24 protein-coding genes and 1 pseudogene are annotated in these 24288 nt (G+C 51.0%); 8 read left to right on the top strand and 17 right to left on the bottom strand.

What is annotated here, in order from left to right; all coding sequences use genetic code 11:
- From LKD37_RS04095 to LKD37_RS04060, 8 genes and pseudogenes are all read left to right on the top strand, one after another.
- Window positions 1-859 (top strand): annotated as a pseudogene (locus LKD37_RS04095) (MobQ family relaxase); the annotation flags it as partial.
- An 87-nt stretch (window positions 860-946) separates the two neighbouring features.
- Window positions 947-1321, top strand: a complete 375-nt coding sequence (locus LKD37_RS04090) for a BlaI/MecI/CopY family transcriptional regulator (RefSeq protein WP_240607598.1) — start codon at window positions 947-949, stop codon at window positions 1319-1321.
- Window positions 1314-2372: a M56 family metallopeptidase gene (locus tag LKD37_RS04085; RefSeq protein ID WP_302928017.1), complete on the top strand. Its 1059-nt coding sequence runs from the start codon at window positions 1314-1316 to the stop codon at window positions 2370-2372. The genes LKD37_RS04090 and LKD37_RS04085 overlap by 8 nt, the downstream gene beginning before the upstream one ends.
- Window positions 2373-2553: 181 nt before the next feature.
- Window positions 2554-3000 carry a hypothetical protein gene (locus tag LKD37_RS04080; protein ID WP_178265051.1) on the top strand — a complete coding sequence of 149 codons (447 nt, stop codon included), beginning with the start codon at window positions 2554-2556 and terminating at the stop codon, window positions 2998-3000.
- Between the two features lie 71 nt (window positions 3001-3071).
- The gene (locus LKD37_RS04075) at window positions 3072-4316 is read left to right on the top strand and encodes an ABC transporter permease (protein ID WP_240607596.1); all 1245 of its coding nucleotides are present in this window, start codon (window positions 3072-3074) and stop codon (window positions 4314-4316) included.
- A 1-nt stretch (window position 4317) separates the two neighbouring features.
- A complete protein-coding gene (locus LKD37_RS04070; RefSeq protein ID WP_118603219.1) occupies window positions 4318-4992 on the top strand; it encodes an ABC transporter ATP-binding protein in 675 nt (224 codons plus the stop codon).
- Window positions 4989-7037 carry a hypothetical protein gene (locus tag LKD37_RS04065; protein WP_302928016.1) on the top strand — a complete coding sequence of 683 codons (2049 nt, stop codon included), beginning with the start codon at window positions 4989-4991 and terminating at the stop codon, window positions 7035-7037. The genes LKD37_RS04070 and LKD37_RS04065 overlap by 4 nt, the downstream gene beginning before the upstream one ends.
- A 138-nt stretch (window positions 7038-7175) precedes the next feature.
- Complete coding sequence (locus tag LKD37_RS04060) at window positions 7176-8771, top strand: recombinase family protein (RefSeq protein ID WP_302928015.1); 1596 nt, start codon at window positions 7176-7178, stop codon at window positions 8769-8771.
- Between the two features lie 103 nt (window positions 8772-8874).
- Here LKD37_RS04060 and LKD37_RS04055 read toward each other — a convergent pair whose 3' ends face one another.
- The 17 genes from LKD37_RS04055 to LKD37_RS03975 form a co-directional block, all read right to left on the bottom strand.
- Window positions 8875-10728 (bottom strand): DUF6788 family protein, encoded by a 1854-nt coding sequence (locus LKD37_RS04055; RefSeq protein ID WP_302928014.1) that lies wholly within the window; start codon window positions 10726-10728, stop codon window positions 8875-8877.
- 136 nt (window positions 10729-10864) lie between these two features.
- Window positions 10865-11611 (bottom strand): metallophosphoesterase family protein, encoded by a 747-nt coding sequence (locus LKD37_RS04050; RefSeq protein ID WP_069431570.1) that lies wholly within the window; start codon window positions 11609-11611, stop codon window positions 10865-10867.
- Entirely contained in the window at window positions 11608-13257 is a 1650-nt protein-coding gene (locus LKD37_RS04045; protein WP_069431569.1) for a recombinase family protein, read from the bottom strand. The genes LKD37_RS04050 and LKD37_RS04045 overlap by 4 nt, the downstream gene beginning before the upstream one ends.
- A complete protein-coding gene (locus LKD37_RS04040; protein WP_069431568.1) occupies window positions 13254-14096 on the bottom strand; it encodes a recombinase family protein in 843 nt (280 codons plus the stop codon). Before LKD37_RS04040 ends, LKD37_RS04045 begins: the two co-directional genes overlap by 4 nt.
- Window positions 14097-15698, bottom strand: coding sequence for a recombinase family protein (locus LKD37_RS04035; RefSeq protein ID WP_302928013.1), 1602 nt, complete (start codon window positions 15696-15698; stop codon window positions 14097-14099). It abuts the gene before it with no gap.
- A gap of 122 nt (window positions 15699-15820) precedes the next feature.
- Window positions 15821-15976, bottom strand: coding sequence for a hypothetical protein (locus tag LKD37_RS04030; protein WP_171905542.1), 156 nt, complete (start codon window positions 15974-15976; stop codon window positions 15821-15823).
- A gap of 103 nt (window positions 15977-16079) precedes the next feature.
- Window positions 16080-16460, bottom strand: a complete 381-nt coding sequence (locus LKD37_RS04025) for a type II toxin-antitoxin system PemK/MazF family toxin (RefSeq protein WP_119980023.1) — start codon at window positions 16458-16460, stop codon at window positions 16080-16082.
- A gap of 715 nt (window positions 16461-17175) precedes the next feature.
- Window positions 17176-17616 carry an RNA polymerase sigma factor gene (locus tag LKD37_RS04020; RefSeq protein WP_069431565.1) on the bottom strand — a complete coding sequence of 147 codons (441 nt, stop codon included), beginning with the start codon at window positions 17614-17616 and terminating at the stop codon, window positions 17176-17178.
- Window positions 17617-17932: 316 nt separating this feature from the next.
- On the bottom strand, window positions 17933-18475 hold the full coding sequence (locus LKD37_RS04015; protein ID WP_069431564.1) for a hypothetical protein: 543 nt from the start codon (window positions 18473-18475) through the stop codon (window positions 17933-17935).
- A gap of 116 nt (window positions 18476-18591) precedes the next feature.
- The gene (locus tag LKD37_RS04010; RefSeq protein ID WP_081338305.1) at window positions 18592-19185 is read right to left on the bottom strand and encodes an ImmA/IrrE family metallo-endopeptidase; all 594 of its coding nucleotides are present in this window, start codon (window positions 19183-19185) and stop codon (window positions 18592-18594) included.
- A 33-nt stretch (window positions 19186-19218) separates the two neighbouring features.
- On the bottom strand, window positions 19219-19578 hold the full coding sequence (locus LKD37_RS04005) for a helix-turn-helix domain-containing protein (protein ID WP_069431562.1): 360 nt from the start codon (window positions 19576-19578) through the stop codon (window positions 19219-19221).
- Window positions 19579-19714: 136 nt separating this feature from the next.
- A complete protein-coding gene (locus LKD37_RS04000) occupies window positions 19715-20677 on the bottom strand; it encodes a helix-turn-helix transcriptional regulator (protein WP_069431561.1) in 963 nt (320 codons plus the stop codon).
- Window positions 20678-20705: 28 nt separating this feature from the next.
- The gene (locus LKD37_RS03995; RefSeq protein ID WP_006059618.1) at window positions 20706-20846 is read right to left on the bottom strand and encodes a hypothetical protein; all 141 of its coding nucleotides are present in this window, start codon (window positions 20844-20846) and stop codon (window positions 20706-20708) included.
- Window positions 20847-21725, bottom strand: a complete 879-nt coding sequence (locus LKD37_RS03990) for a DUF4261 domain-containing protein (RefSeq protein ID WP_008723407.1) — start codon at window positions 21723-21725, stop codon at window positions 20847-20849.
- A complete protein-coding gene (locus LKD37_RS03985; protein WP_441447955.1) occupies window positions 21722-22606 on the bottom strand; it encodes a spondin in 885 nt (294 codons plus the stop codon). Before LKD37_RS03985 ends, LKD37_RS03990 begins: the two co-directional genes overlap by 4 nt.
- 17 nt (window positions 22607-22623) lie before the next feature.
- Window positions 22624-23403, bottom strand: a complete 780-nt coding sequence (locus LKD37_RS03980) for a hypothetical protein (protein ID WP_002576912.1) — start codon at window positions 23401-23403, stop codon at window positions 22624-22626.
- 15 nt (window positions 23404-23418) lie between these two features.
- A complete protein-coding gene (locus LKD37_RS03975; RefSeq protein ID WP_302928011.1) occupies window positions 23419-24282 on the bottom strand; it encodes a CbrC family protein in 864 nt (287 codons plus the stop codon).
- Window positions 24283-24288 lie beyond the last annotated feature (6 nt).

The raw sequence follows: 24288 nt of genomic DNA, 5'->3' as shown, positions 1-24288 counted from the left end.
TCATGAGGGCGTGACGGCACGGGCGCTGGAGCGGAAAGGGATCATCGCTGACCGCTGCGAGATCAACCGGCAGATCAGGGCGGACAATGCGCTGCTGCGGGAGCTGAAAGCCGAAATCAAGAAGCTGGCCGCACTGGTCGCTCGTACTGTCCCCGCCATTGCGGAAGGGCTGGAAAAGCTACGCAGCCGTGTGCTGATCTTCTGCTATCAGCTCTCTCATATTCGCAACGGCAAATCGCATATTCAAAAATCCCTTGCCGTATGGAAGCCGGAGCTGGAGCGTTACACCGGTCTGGTGCAGCAAATCAAGGAAAAGAGCAAGGAACGCAAAACAGTGGTTGCCGAGAAAAAGGCATTGCCAATATACCATGTGAAACGCCACAAGGCGCTGGCTGTCCGCATTGCAGAGCTGACGGAAGATTTAGAGGAACTGCGTTCCGAAAAGGCGCTTCTTTTTCAAAAACTTGAGTATGCGGAGGATGCAGGCGCAGAGGAATTCCGCAAGGATATTGCCACCATGGAGGCTGGACTGAAAAAGCTGGAGGCGCAGGAGCAAAGATACTCTGCCGAGTTGGATAAGGCGCTGGCTGAATACGCAGAGCTGAAGGCACAGGCTTCGGATTTTGATTCGGTGGAGCTGTACCAAGCACGGCAGGTCCTCCGTCCTGCGCAGGAAAAGGCAGCGGAAAGGCAGTTGGAGGAAACCTTGCAGAAGAAGCCTTCTCTTATTATGCTGCTCAGCGCAAAGCAGGAAGTATCCAGACTGCTTGGAGAGGACACAGAAGAGCGGCAGGCACGGCAGATGGTTATTCGTCGGCAACGGTCAGACCCGCAAAAGCCCAAGCACTTCCAGCGCTAAGTGATAAAAATGCACATTTTCCCTATTGACTTTTCAACTCTAATCCGTTAGAATAATACTAACAGATTAGAATGAAAGGCCGATAGAATGAGTACACCAAAAGTTTTTGAAAGCGAATACCGTTTTTGCCTGATCCTTTGGGATCATGAACCCATCAAGAGCAGAGATTTAGCTCAACTTTGTGAAGAGCAACTAGGCTGGAAGGTTACTACCACTTACACGGTAATAAAGCGTTTGTCGGAGCGTGGCGTGATAAAGAATGAGAATACGATCGTTTCTTCGCTGGTATCCAAGGAGCAGATACAGACAGCTGAAATTGAAGAATTGGTCGAGAAGAAATTTGCCGGTTCGATTCCAGCTTTTTTGACCGCATTTACCAAAAGCCAACAGCTCACGGCAGATGAAATTCAGGAGATGCAGCAGATGATTGACCGCTTTCGGAAGGAGCATCCGGATGACTGAATTGTTTATGAAGCTGCTTAATATGAGCATCAATGCCGGATGGCTTGTTCTGGCTGTTCTTCTTGTTCGCATCATGTTCCACAAAGCTCCAAAATGGCTGTTCCCCTTATTGTGGAGCTTTGTTTGGATCCGGCTTCTCATGCCAAACGCATTGGAAAGTCGCTTGAGTGTCATTCCTGATATAAGTGGCTTTTCGGCATCCGAGCAGGGCCTGCTTTCTGCTAAAGGTTTCACTGCTCCTGTTCCTTATGTTGGAATCGTCTGGTGTACTGGTATGGCAGCAATGCTTCTGTTTGAAGCATTAAGCTATGTACATCTCCGCAGCAAAGTAAAAACTGCTGTCCGGCTCTCGTCAAACGTGTATCAAAGCGAGCATGTGAATGCTCCATTTATTCTTGGCCTGTTTGCGCCGCGCATCTATATTCCGTTCCATATAAAGAGCAAGGAATTGGATAGCATAATTGCACATGAACGTGCGCATATAAAACGCCGCGATCATTGGCTAAAGCCCATTGCGTTCTTAATTCTTTCTCTTTATTGGTTCAATCCTTTGATTTGGATTGCGTATTATTTCCTTTGTAAAGATATTGAGTTGGCATGTGACGAATACGCTATCAAGGATATGAGTGATTCTCAGCGCGTTGCGTATTCGCAGACGTTGCTCTCCTGCACTGCAAACCAGCGTATTTTTGCGGCCTGCCCGCTGGCCTTCGGCAGTAAGAATGTGAAAACACGAATCCGTGCTGTACTTTCTTATCGAAAGCCTCATACTTGGATCATAACCGTGACCGCGATACTTGTTTTGGCAGTTGTCGCCTGCTTTATGACAAACCCGAGACAACCAAAAGAAAGTACTGCTCAGGGTAGCAACTATATTGATCTAAATCAGCCTCCAACATTGGACGTGATTCAAAATGGACAAACTATTTCGGATAGAAGTAGTAGCGAAGATCGGCAACGTGAAGTAGAGCTTGAGAGCACTTTGTTGGGAGAAGCGATAAAGAAGCAAGAGTCTCTTACTCAAATTCAAACAACTGATTTTTACAGATGAAAAGTCCTACGTTATCTATAGGATTGACGTTAATTTAACTGTCGATGTGGTTACATGGAAGGAAGGAAAATTCATGAAAATCATTTGAGGAAGCACATGGCCTGTCTGTTCAACGGATTCTGGCTCATGTGCTGAACCAAGAAGACATCAGACAAAAATCAGTTAAAAAGGAGCGTTGTTTATGCAAAAGATCAAGTCACTGGCCGCAGTTTTTCTGGCCCTTTTTATCCTCGCAGCGATTCCGACACAGGCTCTCGCCGCCGAAGCTCATGTTGATGCTATCACTGCACATACTCATCAATGGTATTTTGACCATTATGACACTACGTATATCCCAATTGACGATGAAACTCACTTAAAGACGCTCTATCCTGTGTATAAATGCTCCGTTTCTGGTTGTAGTGCTTTCGACATCAGGGATGGTTATGAATCAACGCCGTCCCATACAATGACCAGTTACTCGTATACGGGGAGCAATTATCATGCGGGTAATTATCATTATATCCGCTATGAACGGCATTGCGTCCAGTGTGGACATTCCACTGGCTATTGGGATCATTACAGCTGCCCCGGTAATGGGCATTGCATCCTGCCCCAGTCTGTTTTCCCGGTTTTGACAGATAAGTAAGTGACAGCTGAGCAGCGGCATGGGTGAATATTTCTCCCATGCCGCTGCTTGCATTATTGGAGTGCAGTTAAATGATTGTTTTCTTTTACGAAAAGGTGCGCTTAAAGCGCGGCGCTTGGCAGACGGTGAGTATTGTATTGCTGATAGCTTTCCTTTGTGCATTTTTTACTCTCTTTGATGGCTTCATTTGCCAGAAAGAACAGGATATGGAGAGCGCCTACGCAGTGATTCCCGTAACTGTCGTCGTATCCAATCTTACCGGCACGAAAACCGATGACCTGAAAATTACAGACTATATTATCAACTACTTTCTCTCTGACAAATATGCTTATGGCGGGGAGCTTCAGGAAAAAGCATTTTCCTCCTATGTGAAGGATGTTTGCCTGAAAGCATCTGTCTATTACAGCCAAGGGACGGGTTTTTCGAGTCGGCAAAAGCTGATTGGCATTACTTCTGTTGATGCCGCATCGGAATTGGCACCCGTTTCAGGAAATTCGATTACTTATTTTGAAGGATACGACGAATCAATTTTTACCTCAAATAAAGCAGCGTGTCTTGTTTCGACCGCAGCGGCAGAAGAACTGTCGCAAGATACTGATAATAATGGTAATGTCATATTGACGGTTCAGATGTCGCCTGCTGCGACCGGTGAAGCGGCCACACAGATTTCGCTCGAAATTGCTGGGACGTATTCGTCGGAATCTCAAACGATCTATTGTCCATTCAGCTGCGTTGCCGCAGTACAAACAGAGCTGGATGGGAAGATTACGGGGGATAGCTTGAGCGCCACAGTGCGCGATAATCATGAGCTGGACGAATTCCGGAAAATACTGATGCGTCACTTCGCAAATGTGGACCCATCCGGGCATCAAGAAGAAATCAATAATTCTCCAGCTCTCCGATATCAGCAATTTGCCATAACAGTTCATGACGAAACACTCCGCGAAACTCTGAATGCTTTGAATCGAAATTTGCAAACACTGTATCGACTAAAACCAATTTTTGCCTGCACAGAGGTCATGATTGGCACCGCCGCAGGTTTTTTCTATATTCATATCCGAAGGCGGGAATTTGCCATTGCACGATCTCTTGGTACAAAACGCATTGAAACGGTCATTATGGTATTCGTCGAGATATGTCTGATGTTTTTGGTTGGCGCAGCTATTGGAACAATTCTCATTCTGTTTGTCCAAGAGACTGCCACCCAATATGTCATGGCCGCAGCACTCTTTTTTGCTATGAATGTCGGGGCAATTACAGCTTGCTTGATGGCAACTGGAAAAAGCGGAATCCGATTACTACGGGAGGTTGAGTAGCATGTCCGTATTATCTGTGCAAAGTGTTTCTTATTCATACAAAACAAAATACCAAACTGTTCAGGCTGTAAAAGACGTCTCGTGTGATTTGAGTGCTGGAACTCTTTATGCGTTAGTCGGCAAAAGTGGAAGTGGGAAGACAACACTGCTTTCATTACTGGCAGGACTGGATACGCCGCAGAGCGGAGACATAATGGTCAACGGCCAGAGTTTGCGGGAAATAGACGTGGATATCTACCGCCGCAAGCAGGCGTCTGTGATTTACCAAAGCTATAATTTGTTTCCACTTATGACTGTTTGTGAAAACGTCATGTACCCCTTAAAGCTGCTGAGGCATTCCGATGCCGATGCAAAAAAAGAGGCACAGATTGCTCTTGAAAAAGTCGGTCTGGGCGAAAGTTATTGGAAGCGACTCCCTGCCATGCTGTCAGGCGGCGAACAGCAACGAGTCGCAATTGCTAGAACATTAGCTGTTCATGCGCAAATCGTTCTTGCAGATGAACCTACGGGAAATCTGGACACAGAAAACAGCTCACAAATTATTCAACTGCTTTCTAAACTGGCGCATGAGGAAACCTGTTGCGTGGTAGTTGTCACACATGATTTGGAGGTTGCCAAAGCGGCGGATGTCGTATTCCGTATGGACAGCGGCAGAATCAAGGAGGACGCTGTATGACACCTTTGAAACAGCTTTTTCGTCAACCAGTTCGCTTGCTTGCAATTATCCTGCTGGTGGGAATGGCTTCCGCTTTTATCTGTCTGAGCGCAGGCGTATTTTCATCTGCAAAGGCAACGCTTGCGCAAATTGAAGAACGCTATGTGACAATTGGCATCCCCACAACGGAGACAGAGGGTGTGACAACAGAGTACAACGGGCTGACGCTCCATCATGAAGAAAGTATAATTAGTCAAGATATGTGGGCATATATGGATCAGCTTGCTGCTGATGGAAGGATCATAAAAGGCGCGTACCAACAAAAATATATCAGTGCATATTGCCCCTCTATTCAGACCGTTACCAGCGGAAATGAAGATGGCACATATGCCCCCAGCCTTGATACGCCATATGGTCGAGCGATTTTGGTAGTTCGTATCACGTCAGTAGATGAGATAAATCTGCCTGAGTTTGCTGAAATTGCGTCCGTATCTGTTACCGCTTCGATTGAAAACGTGATTAAACTTCATCAAGACTATGCTGTTCGCAGCACGCTATACCTTACTATAGGGTGTAACTCTCGGGAAGAATTGGACGCACTTGACATTCAGGTTGGGCGACGCTACTTGGTTTATGGATCGGAATATATAGACCGAGACCTAGAACTGCGCACGACATTAGCAGAATCGCACCGGTGTTCTGTAGAAGATATTGATTTGTCTCGTATATCATATGACTTGACGGCAGATGAAAAGAAAACCGCTTCACAAGATTTCATACCAGTAGCAAAATACTCTTCTGGTGAAAAAACGTCTATTTTGGGACAGAACATGGTTGACGCAATAGATTCCTGTGCAATGACTGTTACACACTGGCACGGACTGTACCCAGAAACACAGCCAGACTATGCAATTGACGGTTCTGAAACGGGTGTACTGCTAAACGACCAATACCTTGATGTATACATGACCCCGTTGGAAACTGGTCTGGATGTCTTTCTAAGCTCAAATGCGGGAATTGAATGGCGGAGCGCAGCCCAAGAATTGGATACGCAATATCATACTGTCAGTGTGATTGGTACAGATCTTCTGGAAAGCATGTATTGTTTCCATCAAAAGGACTCTTTCGTAACAGAAGGACGGAGTTTTGGGGCGGACGATTACAAAAATGGCTCTAATGTCTGCCTGATTTCTGAAACAACTGCCATTGCAAGCGGACTTGGTACAGGAGACTGCATTGATTTGTCGTTCTACTGGGGTCCAAATCCTCTTGCCGATTTATCAGCTCCGGAATGGAAGGTGCAGCCACAGCTTTTTTCCCAAAAGATTGGGGTTTCAGGTGATACGAAAACGTATCAGATTATAGGAATTTACCGACAGTCGGACTTATGGGATACCGCAGACTATCGCTTCCTTCCGAATACCATCTTTGTCCCTAACGCTTCTCTGCCAGAAAATTGCTATAGTAGTCGAAATGGCGTTTTCTTTACATACGTCTTGCAGAACGGGAAGGTATCTGCGCTCCAAGATGCGCTGGAATCACATGGATATCCGGCAAACATTCTGTTTTGCTTTGATAACGGGTACACCGAAATTGCTGAAACCTTGCATGGATTCTATAGCAGTGCGCAGCAGCTTCTTTTCGCTGCCTGCACAACAGCGGGCGCGGCTCTGTTCGTATTTCTTGCACTGTTTGTAAACCGTCAACGGCGGACGCTTGGACTGATGCTCTCGCTTGGTTCCGGCAAAAGGACCGCTGTGATGTTTAGCTGGGAGATAGCCGCAATACCTATCATCCTTGCGACAATAGCTGGGATCATTGCTGGAATCCTTACAATGAATGCTACGACGCTAAGCCTGTTTTCCTCCGTTTCAGAAGTGCTTAATACAAGTTTGAGCGGTGCAGCCACGATTGGGTATAACGATATGATAACGGAAGTCGTATCAATGCCAATTGCGGTTATTGTGGCAGGTATCCTGCAACTGATTGTTTATATTGTGGCGACTTACCTGCATTTGCAGCGGTTGGCGCAACGATCCCCGCTTGAGTTAGTGCGGAAAGGCTAAGCTTGGGTATTAACAAGAAAAGCAAACTTGATTGGTTATCAATTCCAATACTTCATTTAGAGAGCGCCCTGTCATGATTTTGTGCAGGGCGCTCTCTTATGAGGAAAATACCCTTGACAAATCTCTTCTCAAAAGAAGTTGCTTGCCAAAGTCGCAAAGGAAAAGGGCTACACAAATCTGGTTCATTTCCTGGATGACGGTATTTCCGGCGTGACGATGGATCGCCCCGGCTTCGTGGAAATGATCCGCCAGTTGGAACAGGGAAAAGCCGCCGCTGTCTTTGTCAAAGACCTCTCGCGCCTGGGGCGCAACTACATTGAGGTCGGACGTTTGACAGAGGAATTTTTCCCGGACCATGATATCCGTCTGGTGGCCGTTTCGGATAACATCGACACGGCAGAGGGCGAAAACGAGCTTGCTCCGATCCGCAACCTGTTCAACGAGTGGTACGCCCGCGATATCAGCAAAAAGCGGCGCATCAGCAATAAGATCAAGGGCAATACCGGTGAGCCGATGGGCCAGCCGCCCTACGGTTACATCAAGGACCCGAACGATCCGAAGCATTGGATCGTGGATGACGAGGCAGCCCAGGTTGTGCGCCGCGTTTACAGCATGACTTTGGAGGGCTTCGGAACAGAGCAGATCGCCACCCAGCTTGAAAAGGATGGTGTCCTGACCCCGCGGGCCTACTGGCTCACGAAGGGCATCAAACGCCCCGGCAAGGGCAAACAGCAGCCGCCTACCAAGTGGAACAGCTCTACCATCACCAAAATTCTCTCCCTGCAAGAATACTGTGGTGACATTCTCAATTTCAAAACTTATTCCAAGTCCTACAAGAATAAGAAACGAATCGACAATGACCGTGAGAATTGGGTGGTGTTCCAGGACGTCCATGAGGCGATCATCGAGCGTGCTGTGTATGAGCAGGTGCAGCAGAAGCGTGGAAAAATCCGTAAGCGCCGCACCAACAACGGAGAACACAATATGTTTTCCGGCCTGTTGGTCTGCGCCGATTGCGGCAGTAACCTTCACTTTCACTTCAATCAGGGCAATCCGGAGATCAAGTATTTCAACTGCTCCAACTACAAGGGCAATCGCGGCACCTGCACCTCTACCCATTATGTCCGCGTAGACTTCCTGGAGGAAGTAGTGCTGGGAGAGATACGGCGCTTAACGAAATTCGCCAGCCTCTATGAGGACGAATTTGTAAAAGCTGTGATCGGTCATTCCCAGCAGGCGGAACAGACAGACCGCAAGCTGAAGGAAAAAGAGCTAAGAACGCTCCTTGCCCGTGATGAAGAATTGGACGGCCTTTTTGAGCGCATCTATGAGGACAATGTTTCCGGCAAGCTCTCCGATGACCGCTTCGCAAAAATGTCCCGGCGGTATGAGGACGAGCAAAAGGAACTGTCGGAGAAAATAAAAAAGCTCCGCTCCGAAATAGAGAAGCAGAGCAGCCGTTCCATGACAACGGATATGTTTATCGGTCTTGTCCGCAAGTACACCAGGGCAAGAAAACTGACGCCCAGGATGCTGAACGAACTGATTGAGAAGATCGAAGTGTTCAATGCTGAGAAGATCGACGGCGTATGGGAGCAGCGGCTTCGCATCCACTATAACTGCGTCGGAACGATTGAGATTCCAACGGTGCTGCCCCTGCCGATCCCGGAAGTGTCCGTAAATACAAGAAAAGGCGTAGTCGTCAACTACGCCCCCTGTGAACTCGCTGTATAAAAAGCGAGTGTTCTTACGGCCTTTCAAATGCTATAAGAACACTCGCCATGCAAAGGACGGTTAAAATCGATATTTTTGTTTTTGGTGCAGAAGGCGCCGCAGCTTATAAAACAGGGCCGGTCTGCTCAATGCCAGCTTCCTGCACAGGGGTAATATCCATCTCAGGCAGATCGTTCAGATAGCGTTCCACATTCCGGTACTGCACTCCATTTTCCAGTGCGGCATCCTCACCCCGATACAGGACATAGCGTCCCCGGATCGGGCCAAATCGCCGCTCAGTTTTATCGCATTTTTCCTGATCGGCCAAATGCCGGTATTGTGCGGAAACCTGTTTGTCACTGTGTTTGATCTCGAAAATCTCGCAGCAGTTTTCCTTCTCGTCATAGATCACCATGTCAAACTCGCCGACCGCAAACTGCAGCTTGAACACCCGGTGTTCTCTGTCAGCCGACTTCATGGTTTCCAGCAGGACAATATCCTCCAGCATCCGTCCCCGTACTTCTTCGAGGATCCTGCCCGCAGCCTGGGTCTTCTCCAATTCGCTGAGAGCTGAAAAGGTCTCGTCCTTCATCAGCGAGTGGACAAGAGCCTGTGCCTGACAGTATCGCATCCCCGGCTGGGTAAACAGGATGTGTTCCACAGACTTTGCTCCTGGGTCAGCGGTTTCAATGGGACAGTTTACGATCAGTTCCAATGCGGAGAGATACTCTTTGATCTCCCGGATATGGGTATCTGTGATACCGATGGACTGTTCCTCTTTGTTGCGGATATCCAGCAGCTCCATCAGGCGCTGGGTGACCGATTCCGTATCGATATGATCCAATATCTCGGTACGCTTTTCGGGGTCACGCTCTTTCCGAAGATTCGAGGCGGTCAGCCGTAGATCGTGAGATTGGAAGTCATCGGTCAGAACCGAGAGCAGGAACCGGTGGTTCATGTCCTCGATAATCCGGTTGATGGCGCTGGTCAGCTCACCGGCCTCATACAGAGAGTACAGGTGGCGGAAATGTCCGCCTGCCTCATAGCAGGCCAGGGAATGCTGAATGTTTTTGCAGATCGCTGTATCGATGTACCGCCGTGTGGACTCATCATCCCGGAAGGAGGCGTCCTGGGCGTTGACATCTTCATCATCAAAAGCAAGCTCACCGGCCCGCAGCGTCCCGCCATAGCGGATATATTCATCAATGCTGTCGATCCCCAGCAGGCGGCTGTATTCCCGGTATGGGATGAAGGTGGTGTGGATGGGCTTTGCCCGGTCGTAGAGCTCCTGATCCATCGCCAGCCAAAAACCGAGGGAGTCCGTACCGGAGAGGATGATCTTCATTCCCATCGCCGCAAACACATCGGAGAAGAGAGCCGCAGAATCGATGAAATCCCGCATCAGGGTGACCTCATCAATGAATACATAGCGGAAGCCCGCATCGAACAGTTTTTTCAGATCCCGGTTCATCATGGCCATGGTATCGCTTCTGCGGGCTTTGATATAGGCCGTGCGGCTGAGATCCTCTTTGCTCATTCGGGCGATGGCCTGCCGGAGCATGGTAGTCTTTCCGGTCCTGCGTAGGCCAAAAACCAGGCAGACCCTGTCGCTTTCATTGCTGTAGAGATAATCCTCCAATTGCCCGAAGCAGTCACGGAGGCCCCAGCCCTTTACGCCCTGCGACATGGCGGCCAATCCTTTACCAACAATTACACTGGTTTCAAAGTCCAACTTGGGCTGGCGCACTTTGGGCATCTTGGCTTGCAGCTCTTTCAGCTGTGCCTGCAATACTTTGCGCTGCTCTATTTGCTCCTGCAGCGGCTCCAGTTCGCCATCCCGCAGATATTGGCTGTGCTTCTTCCCATTTTCTGTCCACTGATGATAGTAGCGCGTCTTTCCGTTGATCGTCTTCTTGGAAATATAGCCGATGGGAAGGGCGGCGATCTGCCGCTCCAGTTCCTGAATCTTTTCTTTCATACCGCACCTCCATTCTGCTAAATTTATTATACCCCATTCCTCTTATATATTCAAGGGGTTATAAGGGGTTATATTGTTGTAAGCAGTACCGCACAGAGCAATTTCTGTGCGGCACTGTTATGATTTTCTCGTTTACTCAAATTTCTAATCCGGAAATCTGCTCCCACTGGAGGATATATCTGTCATTGATGATCCGGTTGTCGTGGTAATGCCCGAAGAACCAGTATGTAAACTGGCACCGCTGATTGACCGTTTCCAGAAAATCGGTGAGCTGGTCACTTCCATAGGAGGGGTCGATTTTCCGCACGACACTGCTGGGACCGCAGTGGGACAGGATGCAGTCTACCTTCCAGTTTACCTGCTCCAGATTTTTCAGTGCCTCTACATATTCACGGGCATTTGGCATTTCTTCCGCCCACCAGGAGCGTCCTTTGACCCGGAACATTCCCCGCATTCGGCGCAGCAGCCAATACTTTTGTTCGAAGTCGGGGTCCTCCGGATCAAGGACGCCATCCTGAATGTCGTGGGAGGAGGCTCCTCCCATCGTGAACCATGTGAGACCGCTGAAGGTGAATATCTGGCCTCTCATCAGGTGGAGGATATTTTCCCTCACCTCATGTACTCTGCCGCCGTGCCATTCTTTTTCCGGCAGGGCATTCAGCAGATCAAAGTTTTCATGGTTTCCATCCACAAACAAGGTGGTGAAGGGTTTCTCAGCCAGCCAGTCCAGCCAATGCTGGTCTTTCTGGCCGCCGTCCCACAGCCCTCCAAAATCACCACAGATGATCATGTAGTCATTTCGGCCCATCTGCGTTTGCTGGGGGAAGTATTTGCTTCCGAACCGCTGGAAGCCGCCGTGGGTGTCACCGGTGATATAGATCATGCGGCCTGCCTCCTTTGCATGGCCTGAGTGATCTCTGTTCCGTCCTTGAAGCAGATGAGCAGGCTATCCTTGTCCAACACCTTGATGTTGCTGACCAGCTGACGGACGGTGAGTTCATCAAAATCCGTAAGGGTACCGCTGGCCTGCTCCAATGCCATGTCAAGTTCTGCCAGCCTGCTCTCGAAGGCCGCTGCGCCTCGCTGTTCCTTTTCCAGCTCCGCTTTTTGGGCCATGAGCCTCGTCTTGGCTATGTTGACCTGTTGAAGCTCCTCATCATAGTCGGTACAGTCAGCGCCGGCACTGACGATCAGCTGGAACAGCTCCAGCTGTCGTTCCTGCAGGTTCCGGATCTGAAGCTCCACGGCAGGCAGGCTCATCGTCTGTTCTTCTCCGGCAAGGACGGCCGCAATACCGGCTTTCACCGCGTCCTTGGCGGCCTGCATCCGGAACAGCTCGTTCATAGCGGAGATGACGGCGTCGTGGATGTCGCCCTCATCCAGAGTGGGAGACTGCTTACAAATCTTCCTGCCATGCTCCAGCCGGTTCTGGCACCGCCAGACGACCCGTTTGACCCCTTTCTGCGTCCAGATCACCCGGCGATAAGGGCTGCCGCACTCCCCGCAGACCAGCAGCTCGCTGAGCACATACTTTCCGCAGTATTTCCCGAGCTGCGTCTTCGCTTTGGAGGATGTTTTCTTCAAGCTGGACCGGCGGGCCAGCTCCTCCTGTACCTTTTGGAAGGTCTCCCGGTCAATGATGGCCGGGTGGCAGTCATGGACATAGTATTTGGGAAGCTCGCCGTTGTTCACCCGCTTCTCTCTGGTGAACAGGTCAGCAATGTAGGTCTTCTGGAGAATGGCGTCACCAATATATTTTTCATTGCAAAGCATCTTCTGGACCACGCTGTCATGCCACACTGTTTTCCCTGTGGCTGTTTTGATCCCATCCGCCATCAGGTCGGTGGTGATCTGCCGGACGCTGTGTCCCAGCAGAAACCGGGAGAAGATGCGCCGGACAATGGCTGCCTGCTCCGGGTCGATCTCCGGCTGTCCGTCCGCACCCCAGCGGTAGCCGAGGAAGGTCTTGCAGTGGTAATAGACCTTTCCATCCTTGAAGTTCTTCCGGTGGCCCCACCTCACATTGCCGCTGAGGGATTCGCTTTCCGCCTGGGCCTGGCTCATCATGAAGGTGAGTATCATCTCGTTGTCCATGAAGAGGGTGTTCACATTCTCTTTCTCAAAGTAGACTCCCACGCCGTGCCGTTTCAGGCGGCGGACATAGTTCAGGCCATCCAGTGTGTTTCGGCAGAACCGGGACACCGATTTGGTGATGACCAAGTCGATTTTTCCACGCTCACAGTCCCGGATCATTTGGAGGAAATCTTTGCGCTTTTTGGCCGAGGTGCCGGTGATGCCCTCATCCGCATAGAGGCGGACCATTGTCCAATCCGGATTGGCGTCGATTTTTTCCGTGTAGTATTCGATCTGTGCCTCGTAGCTGGAGAGCTGCTCCTCCTTGTCAGTGGATACCCGGCAGTAAGGCGCAACTCGCAGGTGCTTTTTTCGAAGATCCCGTTCTGTCATCTGAGGGTCAGCCGGAATCATAGTGACCAGTTTGGGGGTGGGGGCGGTTTTCTGTATGTTCATGAGGCACACTCCTTTTGATCTTTTTGGGATAGGCTGATCTCTCCGCCTTTGCCGATGCACACATGGGTTACTGCCGACTCAAAAAGTTCCCACAGGGTTTCTTCGTTCTCCGGCTCCAGCTCCAGCTTCTGCCGCAGCAGTGCCCGCCTGTGGGCCGGCGTTGGATCGTTCAGGCCGGCATACCGCTCGGCAGCGGCGGCCATGATCAGTGTTTTCATATATTCCGGGTTGATATCGGCCCGGTTAAAGCAGAGGGCCAGTTCATTTTCGATGCGAAGGGCATCTGTTGAGGCAGGGGCGGCTTTAGGAAGCCGGATACACTCAGGAGAATGAGCCAGCACTTTGAGCTTCTGCACCACTCGTTCCAAAATGATGCTGTCATCAAGATATACACTGCCGCCGCACTCTGGATTTTTACACCGCCAGCGTGGGCGGCCACGGGATTTGGTATCCCGCGCCATCTTTTCTCCACAGAGGGCGCAGACCGCCTTGTCCCGTATAGGGATGATCTCGCTTGGGCATGGAGCGTAGGTGTTCTGTTCTCCCCGCCGCAGGCGGACAGCGAGAAATTCCTCATCTGTCACCAGCTGGGGATAGCCATCCATCCCGAGATACCGTTCATTCTCCAAAATCCGCTTGACCATGTGTTTGTTCCACTGGGCAGTATGTTGATGATAGCGCACACCTTGCCGGGCCATCTCGTCAGCAATCTGACTGTAGGAGCCGCCCAGCAGATAGCGGGAGAAGATAGCCCTTACAAGCTCTGCTTCCTCCGGATGGCAGTTGATCCTGCCGTTCTGGACCTGATAGCCGAAAGGAATTTTTCTTTGCCACGCCATTTATCGCACCGTCCTCTCTATGTTTTCTGCCAGTTCCATCCCATTCAGCAGGCGGAACTTCAACCGTTCCGGGCTGATAATGATGATCCGCTCAATCAGTTCCCCAAACAGTTCCCCAAACAGTTCCGCGGGAACCTCATCCAGCCATTCCGGACCATCCTCCAGATACTCCATCATTCGCTCTGTGTCATGGATCTGCCGGTCTTCACCGGCTGCCTCCAGAAGACGGCGTCGCAGCTTCCTGAGCTCCCGCAGCTTACGGTCGATTTCATCCATCTGGGATAAATAGAGAGCAGAATCCACATACCCTTTCAACTTCAGCCGAACAAGGACGAGATTCTGCTCTGAGATACGGGCTATTTCATTGTCAATATCACTGATCTTGCGATTGGAGCGGAGTTCCCGTTCCCTAAGCTCCTGCAGTTGGCTGAGGACAGGCCGCAGGACGGTTTCCTGACCAAGTTTCAGCTTGTGGTAGAGCCGCAGGACAGCCGCCGCAATTTCTGGTTCTGGAATCTGCGGGGTAGGGCAGTCTGCTTTGTTTCCATCGTGGCGGCGGCAGACCCAGTAAGTCTTTCCCCCTGTGATTTTTTTGCGACAGAGAGAGCCGCATCCCCCGCAGTAGATGTGTTTATCATAGCGGCTGCCCTTACTTATACGGTGCGTCCCATGGAACTGCCCCTTGCGGGAGGACATCAGTTCCTGTACCCTCTGAAAATCCGCACAGCTTACGATGGCCGGGTGGCTGTGCTCCACAAAGTAGCGGGGCTTCTGGCCAAGGTTTCGAACCTGCCGGAATGGAATCGTATCTGTGGCGCAGCTTTTTTGCCAGATCATATCTCCGGTGTAGGAGATATTGGTCAGGATGTAGGCCACCGTACTGGGATGCCACTTCTCGCGGTTTCGGCCTCGATCCACCCCGAGCTGGTTCAGCTCCCTGGCGATATCATCCTTTCCCTGGCCGCTCAGATAAGCGGAGAAGATGCGGCGGACCACCTCAGCCTCCTCCGGTATGATCTCCAGATCCCGCCCTGCCAGCCGGTAGCCATAGGGGACGGAAGATGGGACAAACAACCCCTTTTCCATCCTCATACGGACACTGAAGCGCATATTACTGGAGTGGTTGGTCGATTCCATCTGGGCGAAAGCCCCATAGATTTGGGCAACCTGTTCCGAGGTCATCTTCCCGGTATCGATGTTCTCCTTTTCAAAGTGGATCGAAATACCCAGCCGGAGTAGTTCCCGCACGAACTGGATGTATTCCTGTGTGTTGCGTGCAAAGCGTGAGATCGATTTGCAGAGGACCCGGTCGATCTTTCCCTCCCTGCAATCGGCCATCATTCGGTTGAAATCATCCCGATTCCTGGCTTCCAGCCCAGAGATACCTTCATCGGCATAGATATCTACCATCTCCCAGTCCTCTTTGCCAGCGATGTGCTTGGTATAAAAGTCTACCTGGGCGATATAGGAGTTGACCTGGTCTTCGGAGTCACTGCTGACTCGGGCGTAGGCTGCCACCCTCAGTTTTGCTTTTTCGGGGATTCTTGGGTCGATCACCGTGACCTGCGGAACTCTTGCGATGCTTATGTTTGTTTCCGTCATATCTTTTTTGACCTCCTCTCAGCAACACACACTACCACAGTCCTTCCGCAATAGCCATTACCAACATCAACGAAAAAGAAGCGGGAAAACTGGGCAATCAGCTATTCTCATATAGAGCCTGTTCAGGCGAACAGCAGAGTGGGCCGGAGCTTCCGCTCCAGCTCAATGCGGGACTTCTCCGCTTCATCCACTGTCAGTAGGCCCTTTTCGGTGAGCTGCTCCAGCAGCTTCAGCGCGGAAAGAAATACAAGGTTATCTTGAAGTTCTATCTTAGTCATAAAACACCCTCCTGTTATGGAGGGGCCGCCCACCGGAGCCGATGAACGGCCCCGATCGTTCCTGGTCTATTTTTAAATGGCGGTATCCTGAGTGCGGGTAAAATCAGATGGTATTATAGATTGGGAGAAGCCCAACGCTGACTTCCAGCGCATGGTCAAGCTTGCACATTTGGTCTTCTCCAAGAGAACCAAGCTTATCCCTCAATCTGCTTTTATCGATGGTGCGAAGCTGTTCCAGCAGGATGATAGAGTCGCGGTAAAGACCTGGGACTGGAGCATCCAGGTTCACATGAGTAGGAAGTTTATGCTTACCTTTCCGGCTGGTGATCGCGGCTGCGATCACTGTGGGACTGTGCCGGTTGCCCACATTGTTCTGGAGAATGACCACAGGACGGATTCCGCCCTGCTCGGAGCCAACTACCGGCCGCAGGTCTGCATAGTAGATATCACCCCGGCGGATGTCCTCTTTGCGGTATGTTTCCATCATTTGCACCCCCTGTTTTTCTGGCTTAATACCACAAAAATAGGGATCGCTTCTCTGATAACCAGATCCCTTGCAGGATTGGAATGGTGACTCATACAGCAGTCATTCCGGTCAGTGAAAGGGCTGGCATAGAGCAGAAGCGATCCCCATTGCTTCTGATATTAAGACTTCACATTCGTGTTGTCTTTCTTTGGCGCTCGTATTCGACACTACTTCCCCAAGCGCAGGAGACTGTGCCACTGGCATCAGCTCCATAGGGCGACCATCTGAACCGCGGCTGGCTTCACCGCGTCATGGGACTCTCACCCCCGGCAGGATCTCTGTCGGCCGCCCTCATTGCTTGATCCCCATTTCGGTGGGGGCTGTGACTGGACGGAAGTATCATTGTCCCTGACGGAATCGTTGCGATACAGCTTGCCACAGGCTGTTTTGTGGACGGATGGACCCGCTTGGCACCTTATTTGGCCGTCGTTGATAGATGGTGATCAGCTGATTGACAAAACCGAACAAAAATGTATAGGTGTCTTCGTTTTCAACCCATGCCGCTCATCTACAGGTGGTCTTGGCGCATCCTCCAGCGTCGCTTGCTTTTTTCAAAAGCCCCGCCAGGAAAGTATTCAGACAATCGGATATTTGGTTTTCAAGGAACAAGTGAGAAGCAGTTCCTTCTCGCTTGTATAGGGGAAGATGTCGGCATTTTAATAACCCTCCAATTTCAATTTTCCAAAAGTTTTTTCAATTGTTTGAGGATGCGGACTTTCCGCTTATGGACCGCAGGCTGAGAGATGCCAAGTTCCCCTGCGTAATCCAGTTCGCTTTGGCCCTCAAAAAACAAACCCTGCACCAAAGCTTGATCCGCAGCAGACAACGCTGAAATCGCTTGGTACAGGGCCTCTTTCTTCATTTGTTCAAGGACGATATGTTCCGGGGTGTTGATGGCGTCAATAAACTCCCGGAAATTTTCATAGGCGCCATCCTGACCGCCGATCATCCCGCTTATCTGGATCTCATGGTCAAAAAAACTCTGATCATTGTCCTTGATATTCCACCGGGTTCTGCAGTAAGTGCGATAGACCTCCTCAGTCACCATGACTTCTTCATATTCCCGAGTGCAGGTGTTAAAAACAATAAGGGTAAACTTCCCGTTGGATTCCATGTGCCTTTCCTCCAAATTTCAAAATTTTGATGGCGAATCAAAATCTTGAGATCAGGGGTACTTGGCAACATAAGCCTCCCAGCCCATGCTGGCCCTCCCAATGCCGGGCAGAAAAATAGCCGGGGACGCATTTCTGCATCCCCGGCTGATCCCTGCCGCCATATTGCGGCAGGAATACAGCGGGCCGAGACACTTTACAGCGTCCCGGCCCTTCTCAGCTGGTCCTATTCATTTTTTCGCATACCTGCCACTGTACTGAGTATAGCAGAGGCAAAGTCGGAAGGGAGTAGGGATTTCGTCGGTTTTTCATCGGGAATCAATCGGGATAAAGTCGGGGCATCTCCAATTCTTCCTGAAGTTCCGGCACAGCATAACCAAAAAGGCAGAGGGACAATAAGAAGATTGCCTCACGCTTCCGGTCATAGAATACGCTTCGCTCCATATTCAGCTCATCCAGCAGTTCCTTTTCTGTGCTGTTGAAACGGTGGATAAATTGTTTGGTCAGGATCTCATAGTAAAGTTCCCCCCGGTCAGGGTATCGTTTCAAGCGGAGAAGGGCACGGTCGATCACATCCACCAGCATCCGGTTTTCCATCACGCAGCAGACCCGTTCCTCAAACTCCTGCAGATCCATATCCGGGGCGAAGCTCTGTAGATAGATAAGCCCGGTATCAACGTCTTGAGCACCCAGCTCCCAGGCATACTCATGCAGTTCTTCCATCCGTTCACTGAGGACCCACACCACATCCCGGTAGATTTTCAAAATCAGCTTTACCCGATGATAGGCCAGCTGGCTGTCAAATCCAAGGGTCGCCATCTGTCTTTTGCATTTCTGCACAGTGGCGCTTTCTTTCCTCATGCCATTCTCCTCCTTCCTTGTTCGCTAAGCTGCGAACAAAATGCATACAACAAAGCCTGCGAACAGCGGAGCGGCTGCGCCCCTCTCTCAGGAGGAGGGGCCTTGCCGTACCAAACTTATATGAGATTGCGTGTTTCCAACCGAATACGCATGGCCTGCTTGGAGACTTGGAAGGTCCGAGCCATTTCCGCAACCAGATGTTCATGGCTTCTGCCTGCGCGCAAACGGTAAAAACTCCTTTTTATTTGCGGCAAGGGCATGAGGAGAGCAGTAGCCAAGGCGTCAGCCTGCCATTCGACCAGACCATAGCTTTCATCCAAAGATGTTTTTCCTTCATAGGCAGCCACATCGCCTGTGCCAGAATACAGCTTCTGGTGCAGGACCCAGTGCCCCAGTTCGTGGGCGCAGGTGAACCGCAGCCTGCCGAGGAGCCTGTCCACACAAAGCCGCTCCTCCACTAAGATCGTTCCAGCTTTGACGGCGATCAAGCGGTAGCGTTTTTCATCTTGGTCATACAAAATGGCAGCGCCCTCATCGAAAATTGTTTCCCCAAGGATGCTCCCGTTCTTGCGTAGGCAATGATATTCCAGAGTTAGATCAAACTTGGTTTCTATGATAGTTTCAATGGGGACTGCCTGGGGAGGTCCGTCCAACAAAGCGGGATCGTACTCTTGCAGGATCTTCCGTCCAATGGTTTCAATTGCGTCCAATCGATACTTTGGTACAGACAAGAAAATCCCCCCTTAGTTCTGGCGGTTCTGCAACATTTCCATAAATGCTTTCCATTCCTCATCGGTAGCATCTACTTCTTTTGCCACTCTCAATGCTGCGCGGACGATGTCATGTTGGCGGATATAGTCAGGTAGATCGGCCGGAACTGTCTTCCTGGAATCTGCGGCTAAATCCAGCAGTATTTCATGCTCCTGCTTATCCAATTCCAGAAAAGAAGAGATACGCTCTACAAACGCTTCCTCTGGCGCCGGCCGGCGCCCCTGCTCAATATCACACAGGTACCCATTGGAGATACCGAGGTGTTTCGCGGTATCCCGGAGGTTTAATTTGGCCTCTTTGCGCCGTGTGCTGATGAAAGCTCCAAAGGTCACTGGTATCCCTCCTTCATAGAGTTTCGCTGGTTTGCGAACATCTTGTTTATATTATAGCCAGTACATCTGTTCGATACAAGGATAAAAAAGGAAACGGAGGTCAGGTGTTAAAATTTCATAACACCTGACCTCCGTTTTAGAGAAAACTGCGGGCGATCCGCTTCATTTCTTCCACACACTTCTGGGGTGCTATGATCTGAATACCGCCCATAAATTTGAAGACCCAGCCGTAAAAGGTGCTGCTTGGATCGACTTCGATTTTTGCAGCAAAGTGTTCCTCGTCATATGGACGAGTGGGTACAGATTCTCCATAATGGTCTATGATGGTTTTCATCAGTTTGTTCTCGCAGAGCAGTTCAACAGAAATCGTGCGGTCAGCAGCAAACATATCAACGATCTTGTTGGTGTAGCCCGCCACATCAAAGCCTTCATCGGGTGTAAAGCCGGCGGGAAGTATCTTGATCCCCGACAGGCGGTCTACTCGGAAATGGGCCATCCGCTGGTGCTTGTAAGAAAAGCCAATCAGGTAATAGTGGTCATTCTTCCATTCCAAAGCATAAGGCTCCAGTTTATAGAGGTAACCGCCATGCTTGAGAACTCGTTTTTTCTCGGGCGTATATTCATAATACTGGAACTGTACCTGCCGCTTTTCCAAAATCGCCGTTTGGATGGCATCAATGATGTAATAGACTTGCTCATTGTCCGGTTTCACCCGACTGGATAAGCTGGCGAGCTGCCGAAGCTGCTCTGCCTGATATGTGCCGGCTAAACGGCATAATTTCTGCACCAGCTCCTCGGATTTCTTGGCAGAAATGATCTTCGAGGATGCTACTGCATCTGTCAGCATTTTCAGTTCTGGATACTCAAACAGGCGACTTCCCATAAAATATTGGTTTTGGGTACTCTTAACCACCACAATATCAATCCCCGCATCGATCAGCGCATTGGTATCTGCGTAAACAGTCTGCCGCACTGCCTGAATTCCTTTTCCATTCAGATGGGCAATGATGTCAGATACTGTGGCGGGATGGTTTTCATCGGTCCGCTCATAGAGAAACCGGAGTAATTCCAGTATCCGCATATTTGTTGAATTCTGCATACTTCACCTCCTCGATTCTTAAAATGGCCTATTTTGTATGGTGTCCAGCCCCAAAGACCAGAAGCAGGGCGACAGCACAGAGAAGCAGGCCGATCCAATTTCGATCTATAATCAGCTTGATCACCGCCACAAGCAGAAGTCCGCCTACCAGGAGCACAACGCCATTCATTCAGCGTCCTCCCGAAGCATAGTTTCCCATGTTGATGTCCAGCACCCCTCTGGGCGGCTGGATCAAGGCATCTTCATATTGGCACTTCCACTGGATCTCCCGGCACATCTGGCCATCCGCCACGCCGTCTATGGTTTCCCCATCCTCAATGGGGTTATCATGCTCCAGAATATAGGACGCTGCATTATAGGCGTGGTTTACCACCCAGTTGGGGTCCATGCCGTGGAAGTGGTACTGGAGATCCGGCAAAAACAGGGTGCTCATGCCCACCGTGTCGATGAGCATATCCTCCGTGCCCTCGATGTTGAAGAAACGGACATTGACGCCAAAGCGGATGAACCGATCCGGCCCCTCAATCTGATGGGAGCGCACATCCTCTGCCAGAAACAGCTTGCCGCAGTTCTGGAAATAGAACGCCTCACAGGTGGGGTACAGCTCTGCCAGAGCCTCCAGAAAGTCGGCATCCAGGTTGGCACGCTCCAGCGCTGGAAGCGCCGCAGTCAGCATATCGGTGGCCACCACCTGATATTTGCACTCCCGGAAGATCCGGTCACGGTCCTCCTGGCAGTCCCACATCTGGCTCATCAGAAAGGCATCAAAGCCTTTGCCCTTGAACTTGTCGCATTTCATCACCATCAGCTGTACCGGGCACTTGCCGTCCTGAAATTCCGCGACATGATCCAGGGCGGCAAAGCCGGCCATTTTCTTATCATAACAGAAGCACTCTGTTGATCCGATGTGCTTCTCCATTATGGCAGTCATTTTTTCTTTATCCGGCATTTCTACCGGCTCTTTGAACAGCATCTGAATGAGATAGGGACCTCCGGGCTGGGGGCCTTTTTTGTCGTCCAGATTTTGCTGGAAAGCTTTATTGCTCATTTGGGTTCCTCCTTCTTTTCTGGGAACAGTTTCCACCGAAACTCCAGCTCTTTCTGGACAAACTCTTTCGGCAGGCCGCGGGGGTTGGCGATGAGATACCATACCCGAAAGGTGCGCTTCTTCGGATCTGTTTCCTGCCGGTAGAGCTGATAGCCCGCCTCATCCTCCTGTGTCCACTGTCCTGTCTGCCGCTTGGCCTGCACAAAGGGTTCCACCACCTGGTCCAGTTCCTCTCTGGTGCGGCTTGAGGCCCAGGCTTGATCCACATCATTGGCGTGGGAGAGGTGGAACAACATCGAACCCATCCAGTTCTTTGCCTTGTGTCCAGGCGTTCCGCGCAATTCCGCCTGACGGCGGTACTCCTCCATCTGCTCCGCCGTTCCGTACCGTTCCACCATCTGCTCCCGCACATAGATGAACCAGCTGTAGTCCTCCGCCTCGGTGAAGGGGGCGCAGACCGGCTGTAATGCCTCCACGGGGTCTGCCTCGAAGCGGTCGATGAAGTCGAGGTAGTTGGCTTTGACCAGGGGCAGAAAGGTGTCCAGCAGCCCGGTGTTCAGCCGCAGGTCCTCTGTCAGCATCCGAAAGAATGAACCGCCTGTTGTGGGTTCAATTCTGAAAGAGTAGAGGTAGTCATCTCCCTGCTTTATGATACAGCTGAAGCCCACCTCCACATTCCCATGGCCGATTTCGTAGTCTATGTAGTTGTAGCGGCTCCGGTCAAACCAGATCTGATAGGTCAGCCCGTTTTTCATTTTCTTTTTGAAGTCGCGCTTTTTCAGACGCTTCCAGCCCTTTTCCTCCAGGCCCAGGCCGTTCCACAGGTAGTCCAGAAGTTCCTGAATTATATCTGCCGGCCGTTTTTGTTCCACGGTCTCCACCCCCTGACGAATTCTCTTTAATAGTCAAGCAGGATAGGCACCTGCTGCTCCTCGGCAAACCGCATGGCCCGCCAGAACATGGAGAAGGCAAACTTGGCAAGGGATTGAGTGTCATACTGGGTGTGTTCCGGGATGTCTGCCTTGCTGTACTGTCCATCTGAGTCTACGGTTCCGTCTACCGGGTATCCCTCCGTGTCTGCCCAGCCAAGGATAGTGTCCTCATCGGCCTGCCACGCCAGCTGGTTCAGCTTTTCCAGCTCCTTCCGCAGTCCGCCCAAGGTGGCGATAGCGGCGGTGTCATCGGTAGGCAAGGACCCTTGGAACAGAAAGCTGTCAGAAAGAGGGAGCCACCAGGTAGCCCCACGAAACAGGGACCACACCCGCTCCTCATCTGATGCAAGGCGGGCGACCAGAGGATGCTCCCCGAAGATCCAGTCCTTCTCCACGGTGGAAGGCACCGGTTCCTCGTATGTACGACAGGCGGCCACCAGCAGCATAGCGCCGAAGGCATCCCAATCCGGCTTGTCGGTGTAATAAGGTTTCTCATTATCTTCAAGCCAGGGAGCGTAGGGGGGCTGGCCCGGCTGAGAAATGGCGCTCAAGATCTGATCCCGCCAGTTCTCCACCGCCGCCTGGACCTCAGCCGGGGACATTTCTTCCTCGTTATCAGCAGGTTCCCCGTCCGGGGTGATGCGGTTGAAAGAGTATCCGTTTTCCTCCGCCCACTGCTGAACAACAGTTTTCCAGTTGTGAGAATAGTACCGGGTCAATGTTCCGGCGTAGATGTCAAGTCCCATAGTATTGCCTCCTTTTCAATCAAAATCCATCCAGACCAGGTGTTTTCCGCAGTGGAGGCACTGGAACAGATAGCATTGCAGATGCCCGCCATTGACAGATTCCCGGATCATTTCTTTTTGCTCATCGTCCCACATCGGATCGTCCAGTACCTCCTCCAGCACACCCAGGGCCCGCAGTTCTCTGGCACCCACATGGCCCAGGTAGGCGCAGTAGTCGCCGCAGTGGGCGCGCCAGTATTCCTGCTGCCAGCCGGAGTAGCCGGGGGTGCGGTGGATCAGCTCGTCCAGCTTCTCCGGATCGTCTACACCATCATCCACAGAGAAATCATCTTGAAAACTACCGTCATATTTCCGGGCTGCTTCGCCGTTGGCGATGCACTCTGGGCACAGATATGCAATATCCTCCACGGCGTAAAAGGGGGCTGTATAGAAAATATGGGTCGTCTTGCCGCAGCAGTCGCAGACAACGCCGTCTGCGGATTCCTCAAAAGCCCCAGTTTCCAGAGGATTGGGGTGATACCGGAAGGCGGGCAGGCCCAGCTGGGCCTGCCGCTCCTTCTCTTTCTGCTTCTCCTCCGGCGTTTTGGGCCTGGGGAGGGCATAATGATTGCCCCAGTTTTCCGCATAGTCCTTCAAGATGCCCAGCCGCTTGAGGGTCTTCTTGTCGGAACGATTTCCGATTTGGCAGAGCAGTTCGTAGGCATCCTTCTTGAAGTCCAGTAGATCATACATATCCACCAGCACTTCCTTGGCCTGCTGATCCTCACTCTGCTCAAGTTCTTCCTTGAAGGTATATAGAGCGCGGACACTGTCCGGACCTTCATTGGTCGCAACAAACTGTTTTTTTAGTTCGATATAGGTTTTCTGATATTCTGTCATTGGTCG

The sequence above is a fragment of the Brotocaccenecus cirricatena genome, from assembly GCF_020687045.1.
Lineage (GTDB): Bacteria > Bacillota > Clostridia > Oscillospirales > Oscillospiraceae > Vescimonas > Vescimonas cirricatena.
The sequence above is the reverse complement of the archived record's forward strand: the minus strand, read 5'-3'. Positions and strand labels throughout refer to the sequence as shown.

Bases quoted from the DNA above. Each gene is read 5' to 3' on its own strand.
- LKD37_RS04090 (WP_240607598.1), top strand. From the start codon at position 947: ATGAGTACACCAAAAGTTTTTGAAAGCGAATACCGTTTTTGCCTGATC.
- LKD37_RS04085 (WP_302928017.1), top strand. From the start codon at position 1,314: ATGACTGAATTGTTTATGAAGCTGCTTAATATGAGCATCAATGCCGGA.
- LKD37_RS04080 (WP_178265051.1), top strand. From the start codon at position 2,554: ATGCAAAAGATCAAGTCACTGGCCGCAGTTTTTCTGGCCCTTTTTATC.
- LKD37_RS04075 (WP_240607596.1), top strand. From the start codon at position 3,072: ATGATTGTTTTCTTTTACGAAAAGGTGCGCTTAAAGCGCGGCGCTTGG.
- LKD37_RS04070 (WP_118603219.1), top strand. From the start codon at position 4,318: ATGTCCGTATTATCTGTGCAAAGTGTTTCTTATTCATACAAAACAAAA.
- LKD37_RS04065 (WP_302928016.1), top strand. From the start codon at position 4,989: ATGACACCTTTGAAACAGCTTTTTCGTCAACCAGTTCGCTTGCTTGCA.
- LKD37_RS04055 (WP_302928014.1), bottom strand. From the start codon at position 10,728: ATGAAAGAAAAGATTCAGGAACTGGAGCGGCAGATCGCCGCCCTTCCC.
- LKD37_RS04050 (WP_069431570.1), bottom strand. From the start codon at position 11,611: ATGATCTATATCACCGGTGACACCCACGGCGGCTTCCAGCGGTTCGGA.
- LKD37_RS04045 (WP_069431569.1), bottom strand. From the start codon at position 13,257: ATGAACATACAGAAAACCGCCCCCACCCCCAAACTGGTCACTATGATT.
- LKD37_RS04040 (WP_069431568.1), bottom strand. From the start codon at position 14,096: ATGGCGTGGCAAAGAAAAATTCCTTTCGGCTATCAGGTCCAGAACGGC.
- LKD37_RS04035 (WP_302928013.1), bottom strand. From the start codon at position 15,698: ATGACGGAAACAAACATAAGCATCGCAAGAGTTCCGCAGGTCACGGTG.
- LKD37_RS04030 (WP_171905542.1), bottom strand. From the start codon at position 15,976: ATGACTAAGATAGAACTTCAAGATAACCTTGTATTTCTTTCCGCGCTG.
- LKD37_RS04025 (WP_119980023.1), bottom strand. From the start codon at position 16,460: ATGGAAACATACCGCAAAGAGGACATCCGCCGGGGTGATATCTACTAT.
- LKD37_RS04020 (WP_069431565.1), bottom strand. From the start codon at position 17,616: ATGGAATCCAACGGGAAGTTTACCCTTATTGTTTTTAACACCTGCACT.
- LKD37_RS04015 (WP_069431564.1), bottom strand. From the start codon at position 18,475: ATGAGGAAAGAAAGCGCCACTGTGCAGAAATGCAAAAGACAGATGGCG.
- LKD37_RS04000 (WP_069431561.1), bottom strand. From the start codon at position 20,677: ATGCAGAATTCAACAAATATGCGGATACTGGAATTACTCCGGTTTCTC.
- LKD37_RS03995 (WP_006059618.1), bottom strand. From the start codon at position 20,846: ATGAATGGCGTTGTGCTCCTGGTAGGCGGACTTCTGCTTGTGGCGGTG.
- LKD37_RS03990 (WP_008723407.1), bottom strand. From the start codon at position 21,725: ATGAGCAATAAAGCTTTCCAGCAAAATCTGGACGACAAAAAAGGCCCC.
- LKD37_RS03980 (WP_002576912.1), bottom strand. From the start codon at position 23,403: ATGGGACTTGACATCTACGCCGGAACATTGACCCGGTACTATTCTCAC.
- LKD37_RS03975 (WP_302928011.1), bottom strand. From the start codon at position 24,282: ATGACAGAATATCAGAAAACCTATATCGAACTAAAAAAACAGTTTGTT.